Raw genomic sequence first — 13576 nt, 5'->3', positions numbered from 1 at the left:
AGCGCCCTCGGCTACGTTGACAGCGCCCTCGCTTGCGTTCACAGCGCCCTCGCTTGCGTTGACAGCGCTTTAGTACACCGGCGGTTCTCCCTCGGCGGCCGGGCCTTTCTCAATCGGCGTGTGCTCGATCATCGACTTGTAGGCGTGGTTCTCGTGCCGGATCATCTTGACGAAGAAGGCGACGAACAGCACCACCGCGAGGATGAACACCACCCAGACGCCCACCGAGTTGCCACCGAAGGTGTACACCACATCGGCGTCGTCGTAGGAATCAATCGGATTGAACATGTCAGTTCGCCTCCTCGATCACCAGTACCGTTGTCTCCGTGCGCATCGCGGTCACCGGTGTGCCTTCCGGATAGGGCGTTGCCGGGACCTCTGCCAAGTCCAGTCCGTGCTCCTCGACCTCCGGCGGGATGCGCAGCAGACCGACCTTCTTGAGTCCGAGAGACACCAGATATGCCGGAATGAATCCCATCGCCACGAACACGAGACCGCCGACCAGCTGCCCCCACAGCGAAATACTCGGATTCCCATCCGTGTTCGGGTAGCCGGCCAGGAAGACGCCGGCCATGACCACCGAGTAGAGACCGATACCACCGTGCACGGCGACAGCACCGACGACGTCGTCGATCTTGAAGCGCTCCAGCAACTTTCCGATGTAGGGCACCAGCGCTCCGGCAGCGAGCGCGAGGATGAAGGCCAGTGCCGGGTGATAGAGGTCCATTCCCGAGGCCACTCCGATCACGCCGGCCAGTCCACCGGAGATGGTCCAGAACGGTTCACCGCGGGAGGCGATATAGGCGCCGATGATTCCGCCCGCCAATCCCATCAGCGTGTTGAAAGCGAAGGCGGACAACGTGGTCGGGCTGCCGTAGATCGTCGCGTAGCCACCGGGACCGTAGATCACGCAGCCCATCAGGAAGCCGAAGAAGCCGGCGAAGATCAGCATCAACCCGACCATGGTGAGCGGTAGGTTGTGGGGCCGGATGGTGACGGCGGTGCCGTCCTCCCGGAAACGGCCCACGCGTGGCCCGAGGTTGATGAGGATACCCAGCGCGGCGAAACCGGCGATGGTGTGCACGCATCCCGCGGCACCCACGTCGTGGAAACCCATCTTGGTGAGCATCCATCCCGCACCGTGCCAACCCCAGGCAGCACCGATGATCCACACGACCGAACCGACCATGACGGTCAGGATCAGGAAACCGCTGGTGCGGATGCGTTCGAGGACGGCACCGGACATGATCGATCCGGTGGTGGCGGCGAACAGTGCGAACGCTCCCCAGAAGATGCCGCTCGACGAGTCCTGCACGTTGGGGCCCATGTTGTCGCTCCACGGCAACGCGGCCTTGGCGGCATCGTTGAACTCGATGAAGCCGCTGGGCATGGCGTTGTAGAGGAACCAACCGACGAAGAAGAACGATGCGACGATCGTCGCGAAGGCCAGCAGGTTCTTCATGGCGGTGGCCAGTACGTTCTTCGAGCGCGACGCGCCGACCTCATAGGCGAGAAATCCTGCGTGGATGAACATCATCAACGCGATCGAGACCCAGTAGAAAAATTCATTGTTGACCGACGTCATCGTCGTCAAAGCATCATCGACTTCCGGTGGCAAGGCAGACCTCCGCTGAACGATAAGGTTTCACATCAGTGTTCAAGGCGTACCGACGGTGTACGCAGATCTGACCTTAGGGCAGTGTTCGTCTCGCGATGATTCCCGAACAGTAAAAACGACGTAAACCGGACGAACCTCTGATCCGACGAGTCGCCCAGGGAGTTCGGGTCACCGCCGAGTCGGCGACACCGGATGTGCCGCGATCGTGGCGGCCCACTTCTCGACGTCATCCCAGTCGCGGTGATCCCCCGGACGAGCACCCATGGCCCACATCACCATTCGGAACCGACGTTCGGGTGGGCGGCCGAAACTTCCCGCGAACGGGTGGTACTCGACCGCGTCGATCCGGTCCCGCAGAGCTGCGATCGCCGGTGGCACCTTGGTACGGAAGATCGCGCCGATCGGTCCGCGCAACGTCGGTCCCATCCCCAGCGAGAAGAGCCACACCGGTCGTTGACGCAGGTCCTGCTCGTTCTCATCGACGAAGGCGGCGAACTCCGGTAAGAAGTCACCATTGTGAATGGCGCTACCCGCGACCACGACATCGAACGACGACGTGTCGGGGCGATCGGCGACCGATGCGACGCTCACCGACATGGCCGACTCGCTCAGGTGCTCACCGAGACGTTCGGCCACTTCGGCGGTCGACCCGTCCGCGCTGGCGTACGCGACGAGTACCGATGACGTCATCACCCTATGATCGCGCACGACGTCCCGACGGAGAAGAGGCCAACGTCCCCGGCTCTCCGTGGATCGTGCTCACCCGGACGTCATACGACGGTAACGATGCACAAAACGGCGCAGGATCATCGCCGGATGCCGGGCATCATGCTCACGCGCCGAGGCCTTCAAGGACTCGGCCGACTCCGGATCGAAGTACCCGAAGTCGCGGTAGACGTCGATGCGGGTCGCCAGGCTGTCCGCGTCGAGCTCCGGATGAAACTGTGTGGCATACACATTCGCGCCCACCCGGAATGCCTGCACCGGGCAGGCCGGTGACGTGGCGAGGTGGACGGCGAACTCGGGCAATGCCGAGGCCGCCTCCTTGTGTCCGCCGTAGGCGTCGAAAGTGTCGGGCAGCCCGGCGAACAGCGGATCATCGTGGCCGGCCGCGGTCAGGCTCACCGTTGTCGCCCCCACCGGTTCACCGTGGCTGCGATCGATCGTCGCGCCGATCACCGAACCCAAGGCGCCCACGCCGTAACAACAACCGAGAAAGGGGAAGTCGGAGTCGACGATGCGCCCGAGAAGGTCGACGAGTTCACTCTCGACGCGTCGTTGGGTGGTGGTCTTGTCCCCCACCGTATCGCTGACGTTGTATGGGCCGCCGCCCAGGATGATCCCCGACCATTCGTCGAGATCGATTGTCCCCAAAGGGCGTTGTGTCAGATTGATTCCGTGTAACTCGGACGGGGCGAGTTCGCCGAGCCGGAGCACCGAACTGTACTCGTCGGCCGCCGCGTCGGGTTCCGCGCGGATGGACAGAAGAAGGTACGGCGCGGTCGTGGACATGGCTCTCGCTGCCGGAGCTCCGATGACCTCGTCCGACGCGCTCCGATCAACGCGGACCTTCCCACTCTACCTGTGCGGCCGCGCATCCCGCCCGTGCGGACCGTCTGCGGATCGGCCGTGGCGGTGCGTGGGTTGCAGCGTCATCTCACCGGGTCTCGACACCTCCTCAGCTTCGCTTCGTCGGGCTCGACCAACGGGAGCAGGCGCGCGTTCCGACCAGCGGGTGGTAGCGCGTTCCGACCTGCGGGCGGTGGATCGCCGCGACGAGGTGGGTGGGTTGCAGCGTCACCGCACCGGGTCTCGACACCTCCTCAGCTTCGCTTCGTCGGGCTCGACCAGCGGCGGGAGGTGGCCCGGCCCAACCGGCGGGAATCCCACTACTACAGAACGACGAGTCCACGCGCGGCGAACTGGCCCTGCACCCGGGCGATGAGATCGGCATCCGGGACGGGTGTGTCGGCCAGCAGGTAGGGCTCACCGGTCGCGGCCCACTTCTCGCGGCCCAGCTGATGAAACGGCAGCACCTCGACGCGCTCCACACCATCGAGACCGGCGACGATGTCGGCGACGGCCTCGACGTTCTCGACGGCATCGGTCAGTCCGGGTACCAGGACGAAGCGGATCCACATGCGCTTTCCTCGGTCGGAGAGCCGTCGGGCGAACGTCAGTGTGGGGGCCAGTTCCCGACCGGTGACGCGCCGATACGTGTCCGGGAGACCGGATTTGATGTCAAGCAGGTACAGGTCGACGGTGTCGAGGTCGTCGTCGCCCAGGCGCGACCCGAGCATGCCGTTGGTGTCGAGGGCGGTGTGGATTCCGGCCTCGTGGCAGCGGGAGAAGATGTTCACCACGAATCGGGCCTGGAGCAGCGGTTCACCGCCGGAGATCGTCAGGCCGCCGCCGGTCACGTCCATGACGGTGCGATAGCGCATCACCCGCTCCATCACCTCGTCGACGGTGTGGCGAACGCCGTCCCTCATCCGCCAGGTGTCGGGGTTCTGGCAGTACTGGCACCGCATCCCACACCCCGACAGGAACAGCGTCATACGGGTACCCGGGCCGTCCGCGGCGGTCACCAGGTCCCACGAGTGCACGGCTCCGGACCCATGATCGACGAGACGTTCGCTGGCCGCCACCTCCAGATCGGCGATCTCCATCGGCGGTACGGTCGGCATGCCGACGCCACCGAATCTCTCGGACACCGTCACAGACCTGCGTGGAAGGTCCGCGACAGCACGTCGAGTTGCTGTTCCCGGCTCAATCGCACGAAGTTGACCGCATATCCGGATACGCGGATCGTCAACTGCGGGTAGCGCTCCGGGTGTTCCATCGCGTCCTCGAGGGTTTCGCGGTTCAGCACGTTGATGTTGACGTGGAATCCGTGGGACACGTTGTAGGCGTCGAGGATGCCGACGAGATTGTGCACCTGCTCGTCGCGGGTACGCCCCAGCCCCGACGGGACGACCGATGTGGTGAGCGAGATACCGTCCTGCGCATCGGCATACGGAATCTTGGCGACCGACAACGCCGACGCCATCACCCCGTGCACATCCCGTCCGTTCATCGGGTTGGCCCCGGGAGCGAATGGTTCGCCGAGCCGTCGTCCGTCGGGGGTGTTGCCGGTGTGCTTGCCGTACACCACATTCGAGGTGATCGTCAGCACCGACTGGGTGTGCCGGGCATGCCGATAGGTCTGCTGGGCGCGGATCTTGGTCATGAACCGGTGCACCAGGTCGACCGCGATGTCATCGACGCGGTCGTCGTCGTTGCCGAAGCAGGGGAACTCGCCACTGACGCGATAGTCGACGACGAGGCCGGTCTCGTCACGGACCGGACGGACCGTCGCATACTTGATCGCCGACAACGAGTCCGCCGCCACCGACAGGCCGGCGATCCCACATGCCATGGTGCGCAGCACAACCCGATCATGCAGGGCCATCTCGATGCGCTCGTAGGCGTACTTGTCATGCATGTAGTGAATGCAGTTGAGCGCATCGACGTAAGTCTCGGCAAGCCAGTCCAGCAAGCGGTCGTACGCGGCGAGCACCGCGTCGAATTCCAGGACGTCACCGGCCGCCGGGGAACTCGCCGGCGCGATCTGAGCGCCGGAGATCTCGTCGCGACCGCCATTGATCGCATACAACAGCGCCTTGGCGAGGTTGACGCGGGCACCGAAGAACTGCATCTGCTTACCGACCGCCATCGCCGACACGCAACACGCGATCGCGGTGTCGTCACCCCACGATTCGCGGAGGAGTTCGTCGGACTCATATTGGATGGCGGAGGTGTCGATGGATACCTCGGCGCAGAAGTCCTTGAATCCCTGAGGAAGTCGCGGAGACCACAGCACGGTGAGATTCGGTTCGGGCGCGGGTCCGAGGTTGTAGAGGGTCTGCAGGTAACGGAACGAGGTCCGGGTGACCAATGGGCGACCGTCCTCACCGATACCGCCGATGCTCTCGGTGACCCAGGTCGGATCGCCGGAGAACAACGCGTCGTAGTCCGGCGTCCGGAGGAACCGGACGATCCGCAGCTTGATCACGAAGTCGTCGATGATCTCCTGCGCCGACTCCTCGGTCAGGATGCCATCGGCGATGTCACGTTCGAGGTAGATGTCGACGAACGTCGACGTGCGGCCCAGCGACATCGCGGCGCCGTTCTGCTCCTTCACCGCCGCGAGGTAGCCAAAATACAGCCACTGCACGGCCTCTCGGGCCGTGGTCGCCGGACCGGAGATGTCGTACCCGTAGGACGCCGCCATCTCCTTGAGCTCACCGAGCGCCCTGATCTGCTCGGCGTTCTCCTCACGGTCGCGGATCACGTCCTCGGTCGAGGGCTCCATGTCGAGGTCGATGCGGTCGACCTTCTTGGCGTCGATCAGCGCGTCCACCCCGTACAGCGCCACCCGTCGATAGTCGCCGATGATCCGGCCGCGGCCGTAGGCGTCGGGTAGGCCGGTCACGATGTGGGAGCTGCGTGCCGCCCGCACATTGGGGGGATAGACGTCGAAGACGGCCTCGTTGTGGGTCTTTCGGTACTTCGTGAAGATCTCGGCGAGCTCCGGTGGGACCGGGTATCCGTAGGTGTCGAGTTCCTTGACGACCATCCGCCAGCCACCGAACGGCATGATCGCCCGTTTCAGTGGTGCGTCGGTCTGCAATCCGACGATGATCTCGTTGGGTTCGTCGATGTATCCCGGTCCGTGCGCGGTGATCGCCGCGGGTGTCTCGAAGTCGACGTCGTAGACGCCCTTGCGGCGTTCCTCGGGGAACATCTGCGACAGCCGCGACCAGATCGCGGTGGTGCGGTCCGTGGGCCCGCTCAGGAATGCGGAGTCGCCGTCGTACGGTGTGTAGTTGTCCTGGATGAAGCCGCGGACGTCGATGCGGTCGCACCAATCCCCCAGCCGGAATCCATGCCATGCACTCAGGCGGGGATCGGTGTGACCGTCGCGGATTGTCGGATCGGTGACTCGCTCAGTGCTCATGATCTCGCCCTCTCGACCGGGGTCATCCGTCCGCGGGATCACCCGCGGGGCGAACTCGGCGCTGGTTTCGCTTACGTCAACGGTACGACCGTGAGCGCATAACTGCACGTCAGAAGGGTACAAGGTCCTATGTGTCGTCCACGGAATCCACGTCGCGACAGCCGGGAACCCCGAGCCTGACTCGCTCATCGATGTCCGAATCCCCAAGTGCCCACGACTCTTATGCCGCTTCTACGCCACGGCGAGCGGCCACCCCGGTCAGAGTTCGGTGGTGATCGGCGCGGGCGTGGCGGCCAACTCGTCGAGCACCGCGATGTTGTGTGCGACGTCGCGGCTTTCCCGCTCGGCGATCTGCGTGACGGCGATGTCGAGGACACCCACCAGCCCGGGAGGGTCGAAGACCAGCCCGCATTCTCCCGACACCTGGAAATCTCGTGCAAGGATGACCGGAGCGCGGGCGAATCCCGGGGTGAACGCGAGAACATGCGCGAATCGCCATGCGCTGTCCCGAAGTTCCCTGATCGCAGCGTTGATCGCGAAGATCTGGTTCTGCTGCAGGACCGCGTAGATCTCGGCCAGTGCCGGCGAGAGCTCGTTGATGTCGGTCACGATGCTGCTCACCTGGCCGGCGAGGACCGCGTTGATCGTCGTGAAGTCGTGGTCGAGATCGGTCAGGCCACCACGACCGGCGACCTCCACCGACGCGATCCCCAGGTCCAGCACGATGTGGGCGGCGATACCGGACAGCATGTGCTGCACGATGATCGGCTCGGGATCGGTGGCGTGCGCGAAGGTGGTGCGCCACGACCGGCTCGGTTTGGGGAACAGGTGCGGGTGAAAATGCCCGTTGAGGGCGTCGAGGTAGCGGGACGCGAACGCGGCGTCGAGGCGGTCCATCCGCGGACCGTCGTCGAACATTCCGTTCTCGACCGCGACGCCGACGGCGAGGGTGATGCGCTTGTACAGCGCCGCGAAGTAGCCGAGCCGACTCGCGGCCGGACCGGCCCAGGCGATGATGCCGTCGAGGGCCACCACCACCTCGTCGATGGTGGTGACGGCCGGGATCGGGTCCGGCGGCGCGACAACTGCGGGACGGGCGGGCATGGGCACGATTATCCGCTGCGGACGCCCGGATGCCCATCCTCCGAATGGCAGATCCAGTGCCCGCCCGGGGCGAGCGATGTCGGGCGGGTCCGCCTGCCTGCTGCACCGACAGTCGGCACCTCCGTACGCTGATCACATGAACGCACGGTCCGCACCGCGCACTCCCGGCACAGTGGATGTCGATAGTGCAGAGGCACAAGATATTTCGCATCGGGATTGGCCGCTGCCCGCAGCGTCGCCGACGGCGGGTTGACCACGTGGACCGGCGCCGCCTGACGGTCAACTGCTCCATCCTGTTCACCGCGGCATCACTGCTGCACCGGCCACGGCACGCCCGCGACGCCGGCTTCGACGCCGTCGAATTCTGGTGGCCGTTCGACGTCGCGGTGCCCGCCGATCGCGACGTCGAGGCGTTCGTGACAGCCGTCGAGGATGCCGGCGTCCGGCTGACCCATCTGAACCTCGCCGCCGGCGATCTCGCCGCCGGTGAACGAGGCCTACTGTCCTCCCCCACGCGCTCCGGTGAGTTCCGCGACAGCGTCGACGTGGCCATGGAGATCGGGAAACGGCTGGGCACAGTCGGTTTCAACGCCCTGTACGGCAATCGCATCGACGGCCTCGAGGCGGCCACGCAGAATGAGCTCGCGACGGAGAACCTCGCGATCGCCGCACGCGCCGCGGCCGCGATCGGTGCGACGATCCTCGTCGAACCCCTCAGCGCCATACCGGCCTATCCCCTGCTGCACGCCGTCGACGCGCTCGCCGTCTGCCATCGGGTTCGCCGGGAGCACGGCGTCGACAACGTGATGCTGCTCGCCGACCTCTATCACCTCGCGGTCAACGGTGACGACCTCGACGAGGTGCTCTCGGTCCATTCCGATCACGTCGGCCACGTCCAACTCGCCGATGCACCCGGACGCGGCGAACCGGGCACCGGAAACCTCGATCTGGCACGGTATGTGCGCATCCTCGACACGCAGTCCTATCGGGGGTGGATCAGCCTGGAGTACCGGGCCACCCGCGCCGATCCGTTCGACTGGCTGTCGGACTTCCCGGCATGACCACCGACACCAGGGAGGAATCACCCATGGCGACAATCACATTCATCGGCCTGGGCATCATGGGCAGCCCGATGGCGATCAACATGGTCCGCGCCGGGCACACCGTGACCGGCTACAACCGCACACCCTCGCGCGCCCGGGCGCTCACCGATGCCGGCGGAGCGACGGCCGCCTCGATCGCCGAGGCCGTGTCCGGCGCCGACATCGTCGCGCTCATGGTGTCCGATGCCGCCGACGTCGAGCAGGTGCTCACCGCCGACGACGGGGTGCTCGCGCACGCCGCACCGGACACCGTCATCATCGACTTCTCCAGCATCGCTCCGGACGCCGCCATCCGGATGGCCGAGCGGGCCGCGTCAGTCGGTCACGCCTTCCTCGACGCTCCGGTATCCGGCGGTGAGGAGGGCGCCATCGCGGGCACGCTGTCGATCATGGTCGGCGGTGCCGAGGACGCATTCGACCGGGCGGCGCCGGTGTTCGAGGCGGTCGGCGCGACGATCGCCCATGTCGGACCGAGTGGCAGCGGGCAGATGGTGAAGGCCGCCAACCAGCTCATCGTGGCCGCCAACATCGAAGCCCTCGCCGAGGCACTGGTCTTGCTCGAAGCGCAGGACGTCGACACCGCGGCCGCCGTTCGGGTGCTGGGCGGAGGGCTGGCCGGGTCGGCGGTGCTCGACACCAAGGCACGGCGCATGCTCGACCGCGACTTCACACCGGGCGGTCGAATCGATCTGCACCACAAGGACCTCGGCAACATGGCCGCGGCGGCACGCGATGCCGGTGTGGTGCTTCCCGTCGGTTCGTTGGTGGCTTCGCTGATGGCGTCGGCGCGCGCCAACGGCGACGGCGGGCTCGACCATTCGGCGCTGTTCCGCGGTGTCGAGCGACTCTCCGGGCGTCTACCGGATCCCTCCGCCTGACCGATCGGCCACCATCGGCGGCAAATCGTGCAACACTCGTTGCCAGAATTGTCGTCTCACGAGGAGCCCCGGCATGCGGACGGACCAGCCCACCTACTGCCGAATCTGCGAACCGTTGTGCGGCATGATCGCCACCGTCGAGGACGGTCGGCTGATCGCGCTGCGCCCGGACAAGGAGCATCCGCTCTCGCGCGGCTTCGCCTGTCCCAAGGGCATCGCCTTCACCGAGATCGTCAATGATCCCGACCGGGTGCTTCATCCGCTGCGGCGAACCCCCGACGGCGACTTTGAGCAGGTGTCGTGGGACAGCGCGCTCGCCGACATCGGTGCCCGTCTCGGCGCGGTGCAGCGTGCGCACGGCAACTCGTCGATCGGGTGGTACTTCGGCAATCCGGCGACCTTCTCCACCGGACACACCCTGTGGACGGCGGCGCTGATGAGTCTGCTCGGCTCGCCGCACGTGTACTCGGCGGGCTCGCAGGACGTGAACAATCGTTTTGTGGCGAGTCACTTCCTCTACGGAAACCCGGTCGCCGCACCGATTCCCGACATCAATCGCACCGACTTCCTGATCATCATCGGCGCCAACCCGATCGTGTCGCACGGCAGCGTGATGAGTTCACCTCGCATCCGCGACGGGTTGCACGCCATCGTGAAACGCGGCGGGGATGTGCTCGTGATCGATCCGCGACGCACCGAGACCGCGCGCGAGTTCGACTGGTTGCCGATCACCCCGGACACCGACGCCCTGTTCCTGCTGTCACTGCTGAACGTGATGTTCACCGAGGGACTCGTCGACGTGGACGAACTGCGCACACGTGCCCGTGGTGTCGACGCCCTCACGCGCACCGCAGCGGGCTTCGCGCCCGAGGACACCGCCGCACGCACCGACATCGATGCCGAAACCGTGCGCGAGATCGCCCGGCGACTCGTGCGCACCGAACGCGCCGCGGTCTACGGACGCATCGGGACCTCGCTGGGCCGGACCGGAACACTGACGACCGCGCTGCTGGACATGGTGAACCTGGTCGCGGGCAATCTGGATGTGGTCGGCGGAAGTATGTTCGGCGACTTGGGGATTCCCGGGCAGCGACTGGCGATCGGCGCCTTGGCGCACGTCCCGGGTTTCACCTGGGCAGGTCGACGCAGCCGGATCGGCAACCTACCCCAGGTCCTCGGTACCGCCCCGGCGTCGGTGATGGCCAAGGAGATCACGACGCCGGGGCGCGGCCAGCTGCGTGCGCTGTTCGTGTCGGCGGGCAATCCCGTGTTGTCGGTCCCCAACGGGGACGAATTACGCAGCGCGCTCGGCGAACTCGATCTGATGGTGTCCCTCGACATCTACCGCAACGAGACGAATGCGCACGCCGACTACATCCTTCCGGCGACCACCATGTACGAGCGCGCCGACTTCCTGCTCCCCTTTCAGGCGTTGTTCACCACCCCGTTCAAACAGGCCACCGAGGCGGTCATCGCACCGATGGGCGAGGCACGGGAGGAATGGACGGTGATCAACGACCTGGTCGCGGCGTTGGCCCGGCGCAGTCCCCTCCTCGCACTGATGCACCTGGGTAACACGGTGTCTCGAGCGGTCGGTGGCCTGCTCACCCCACGTCACGTCTCGGATCTGGTGATTCGCCTCGGCCTGGGTGGTGACCGTTTCGGCATGCGACGCGGCGGTCTGACCTACCGCAGGCTCATCGACGACTTCCCGCACGGCACCGTGGTCGCCGACGGCCTCAGCCCCGGCCGGCTCCGCACGACCGTCACCCACCGCGACCGCAAGGTGCGCCTCGACGCCCCGGAGATCCTCGCCGAACTCGATCGCCTCGACGACGTCGGAGACGAACGATTCCCGTTGCGTCTCATCGGAATGCGTGAGATCCGCTCGGAGAACAGTTGGCAGCACAATGCTCCCCTGCTGCTTCGGGGTGGGCGGACACACTCCGCGCGGATGCACACCCGGGATGCGTTGGACCGTGGTATCGGTGACGGTGAGCTGGTGACCGTGACGTCGCGGCACGGTAGTATCTCGCTGCCGGTGACCCTGACCGACCAGATCAAACGCGGCGTGGTGGCCATCCCGCACGGTTGGGGCCACAACGGTTCCGGCGGGTGGCGCAAGGCCAATGCGGCGGCCGAGACCGATCTCGGGTCCGGTGGCGTCAACGTCAATGCCCTGATCTCCTCGGACCCGGTGGACCTCGAACGGCTTGCCGGGATGGCCAACATGACCGGGGTGCCGATTCAGGTCCTCCCGGTGGACCGCACCTCACGATCACCCGCGGCGAGTTCGGCGCCGGCCGCGAGGTGATGTGCATCGAACTCCCGCGTCGATCGTGCCGACAGTACGGTAGGGAGCAGAGGTCGATCACCTGTCGACCATCCCCAGCGCACGCAAGGGCGACATGACATTCGACGGATTCCCCGAGGCCGCACTCGATTTCTACGACGACCTCGAGATCGACAACACCAAGGCCTTCTGGGAGTCGCACAAGGAGGTGTACCGGACCGCGGTGGCGCAACCGATGACAGCGCTCACCGATGCGCTCGCCGCCGAGTTCGGTCAGGCCAAGATGTTTCGACCGTACCGCGATGTCCGATTCTCAAAGGACAAGTCGCCGTACAAGACTCATCAGGGCGCCTACGTGCCGGTCGCGCCGGCCACCGGGTACTACGTCCAGATCGGCGCGCCCGGTGTGCGGGTGGGCGGTGGCGTCTACGACCTCGGGTCCGAACGATTGTCGGCGCTGAGATCCGCGATCGACAACGAGCGGTCGGGGCGGGAACTGGAGCGGATGCTGACGGCGCTGGCCGAGGCCGGCTGGGAGGTGGGTGGCGACCGGCTCAAGACCGCGCCCCGCGGCTATCCCAAGGACCATCCCCGCATCGAACTCCTCCGTCACAAGACCCTCACCGTGACGCGCGATCACGGATTCGAACCGGTCATCCACACGTCCGCACTCGTCGACGTGGTCCGTGCCGACTGGCGCGAGACGACGCCGCTCATCGACTGGATTCTGCGACACGCCAACGCCTGATTGGGTCGGGTGGCCGCGACAAGAGACGCGGCGCCCACTCGATGCGATACGGCGCACACTCGACGCGCTCAGAGTTGCCGCCCGATTCCCCGCGCCGCCACCGACAGTGCGGCCAGGAGGCGTTGCCGATCGCGTTTCAGGGTGGGGACCACCACGCCGATCGCGGCGACGACGGAATCGGGGTCACTCGACGGCATCACCGGGACCGCCAGCGAGCACGCCCCGGGCGACATCTCCTCGCTGGTGGTCGCGTATCCGTCCCGCCGGATCGTCTCGAGTTGACGCCGCAACACATCGGCGGAGGTGATGGTGTGCGGGGTGATGCGGATCAGGTCGCCCATCGCGGTGTCGATGACATCGGCCGGGGCATGGGCCAGCAGCACCTTGCCGACTCCGGTGCAGTGCAACGGCAATCGGCTGCCCACCGTGCTGACGATGGGCACCGATGCCCGTCCCGCCATGCGCTCGACGTAGAGGACCTTGGCCTCGTCGCGCACGGCCAGATGCACCGTGGCCAGGGTCGCGGCGTACACATCGTGCAGGAACGGTTCCGCTGCCTGCTTGAGTCGCCCCTCGATCGGCGCCCGCAATCCCGCCTCCCACAACAGTCGTCCCACCACGAAACGTCCGTCGGGGCGTCGGGCCAGGGCCTGCCCCGCCACCAACTCGGCGGTCAGACGATGAACGGTGGCCACCGGCAGGTCGGCGCGGCGTGCGAGTTCGGAGAGCGTCAGCACCCGATGTCGCTCATCGAAGGCGCCGATGATCGCGAGCACCCGCGAGGTCACGGTCGCCCCCGCTGTCGAGGTGTTACCCGCCATTCGCCCATCCTT

Annotated in this window: 12 protein-coding genes; 4 read left to right on the top strand and 8 right to left on the bottom strand. The window is 66.1% G+C overall.

Going from position 1 to position 13576, the window contains the following annotated elements; genetic code table 11:
* Window positions 1-69: 69 nt before the first annotated feature.
* From ACWDPV_RS17120 to ACWDPV_RS17090, 7 genes are all read right to left on the bottom strand, one after another.
* Entirely contained in the window at window positions 70-288 is a 219-nt protein-coding gene (locus ACWDPV_RS17120) for a hypothetical protein (RefSeq protein WP_348803982.1), read from the bottom strand.
* Between the two features lies 1 nt (window position 289).
* Window positions 290-1618, bottom strand: a complete 1329-nt coding sequence (locus ACWDPV_RS17115; protein WP_449743957.1) for an ammonium transporter — start codon at window positions 1616-1618, stop codon at window positions 290-292.
* Between the two features lie 168 nt (window positions 1619-1786).
* Window positions 1787-2308: a flavodoxin domain-containing protein gene (locus ACWDPV_RS17110; protein WP_348803984.1), complete on the bottom strand. Its 522-nt coding sequence runs from the start codon at window positions 2306-2308 to the stop codon at window positions 1787-1789.
* 69 nt (window positions 2309-2377) lie between these two features.
* Window positions 2378-3130 (bottom strand): glutamine amidotransferase, encoded by a 753-nt coding sequence (locus tag ACWDPV_RS17105; RefSeq protein ID WP_348803985.1) that lies wholly within the window; start codon window positions 3128-3130, stop codon window positions 2378-2380.
* A gap of 380 nt (window positions 3131-3510) precedes the next feature.
* Window positions 3511-4305, bottom strand: coding sequence for a pyruvate formate-lyase-activating protein (gene pflA, locus ACWDPV_RS17100; RefSeq protein WP_449744019.1), 795 nt, complete (start codon window positions 4303-4305; stop codon window positions 3511-3513).
* 29 nt (window positions 4306-4334) lie between these two features.
* Window positions 4335-6617, bottom strand: a complete 2283-nt coding sequence (gene pflB / locus ACWDPV_RS17095; protein ID WP_348803986.1) for a formate C-acetyltransferase — start codon at window positions 6615-6617, stop codon at window positions 4335-4337.
* Between the two features lie 258 nt (window positions 6618-6875).
* A complete protein-coding gene (locus ACWDPV_RS17090) occupies window positions 6876-7721 on the bottom strand; it encodes a DUF5995 family protein (RefSeq protein WP_348803987.1) in 846 nt (281 codons plus the stop codon).
* Between the two features lie 257 nt (window positions 7722-7978).
* On the opposite strand from ACWDPV_RS17090, the gene ACWDPV_RS17085 reads away from it, so the two are divergent.
* From ACWDPV_RS17085 to ACWDPV_RS17070, 4 genes are all read left to right on the top strand, one after another.
* Window positions 7979-8782, top strand: a complete 804-nt coding sequence (locus ACWDPV_RS17085; protein ID WP_449743956.1) for a hydroxypyruvate isomerase family protein — start codon at window positions 7979-7981, stop codon at window positions 8780-8782.
* A 26-nt stretch (window positions 8783-8808) separates the two neighbouring features.
* Window positions 8809-9702: an NAD(P)-dependent oxidoreductase gene (locus tag ACWDPV_RS17080; protein ID WP_348803989.1), complete on the top strand. Its 894-nt coding sequence runs from the start codon at window positions 8809-8811 to the stop codon at window positions 9700-9702.
* A gap of 73 nt (window positions 9703-9775) precedes the next feature.
* Entirely contained in the window at window positions 9776-12016 is a 2241-nt protein-coding gene (locus ACWDPV_RS17075; protein ID WP_449743955.1) for a molybdopterin-containing oxidoreductase family protein, read from the top strand.
* A 94-nt stretch (window positions 12017-12110) separates the two neighbouring features.
* A complete protein-coding gene (locus ACWDPV_RS17070) occupies window positions 12111-12743 on the top strand; it encodes a DUF2461 domain-containing protein (protein ID WP_348803991.1) in 633 nt (210 codons plus the stop codon).
* A 68-nt stretch (window positions 12744-12811) separates the two neighbouring features.
* On the opposite strand, the gene ACWDPV_RS17065 is transcribed toward ACWDPV_RS17070, so the two are convergent.
* On the bottom strand, window positions 12812-13564 hold the full coding sequence (locus ACWDPV_RS17065; RefSeq protein WP_348803992.1) for an IclR family transcriptional regulator: 753 nt from the start codon (window positions 13562-13564) through the stop codon (window positions 12812-12814).
* Between the last annotated feature and the right edge of the window lie 12 nt (window positions 13565-13576).

The sequence above is a fragment of the Gordonia sp. NPDC003504 genome (genome assembly GCF_053587995.1).
Note: the sequence above shows the minus strand (reverse complement) of the source record. Positions and strands in the feature narration are given on the sequence as shown.

Excerpts from the sequence above, each read along its gene's own strand:
- ACWDPV_RS17120 (WP_348803982.1), bottom strand. The coding sequence starts at position 288 with ATGTTCAATCCGATTGATTCCTACGACGACGCCGATGTGGTGTACACC.
- ACWDPV_RS17110 (WP_348803984.1), bottom strand. The coding sequence starts at position 2,308 with ATGACGTCATCGGTACTCGTCGCGTACGCCAGCGCGGACGGGTCGACC.
- ACWDPV_RS17105 (WP_348803985.1), bottom strand. The coding sequence starts at position 3,130 with ATGTCCACGACCGCGCCGTACCTTCTTCTGTCCATCCGCGCGGAACCC.
- pflA (WP_449744019.1), bottom strand. The coding sequence starts at position 4,305 with ATGCCGACCGTACCGCCGATGGAGATCGCCGATCTGGAGGTGGCGGCC.
- pflB (WP_348803986.1), bottom strand. The coding sequence starts at position 6,617 with ATGAGCACTGAGCGAGTCACCGATCCGACAATCCGCGACGGTCACACC.
- ACWDPV_RS17090 (WP_348803987.1), bottom strand. The coding sequence starts at position 7,721 with ATGCCCGCCCGTCCCGCAGTTGTCGCGCCGCCGGACCCGATCCCGGCC.
- ACWDPV_RS17080 (WP_348803989.1), top strand. The coding sequence starts at position 8,809 with ATGGCGACAATCACATTCATCGGCCTGGGCATCATGGGCAGCCCGATG.
- ACWDPV_RS17075 (WP_449743955.1), top strand. The coding sequence starts at position 9,776 with ATGCGGACGGACCAGCCCACCTACTGCCGAATCTGCGAACCGTTGTGC.
- ACWDPV_RS17070 (WP_348803991.1), top strand. The coding sequence starts at position 12,111 with ATGACATTCGACGGATTCCCCGAGGCCGCACTCGATTTCTACGACGAC.
- ACWDPV_RS17065 (WP_348803992.1), bottom strand. The coding sequence starts at position 13,564 with ATGGCGGGTAACACCTCGACAGCGGGGGCGACCGTGACCTCGCGGGTG.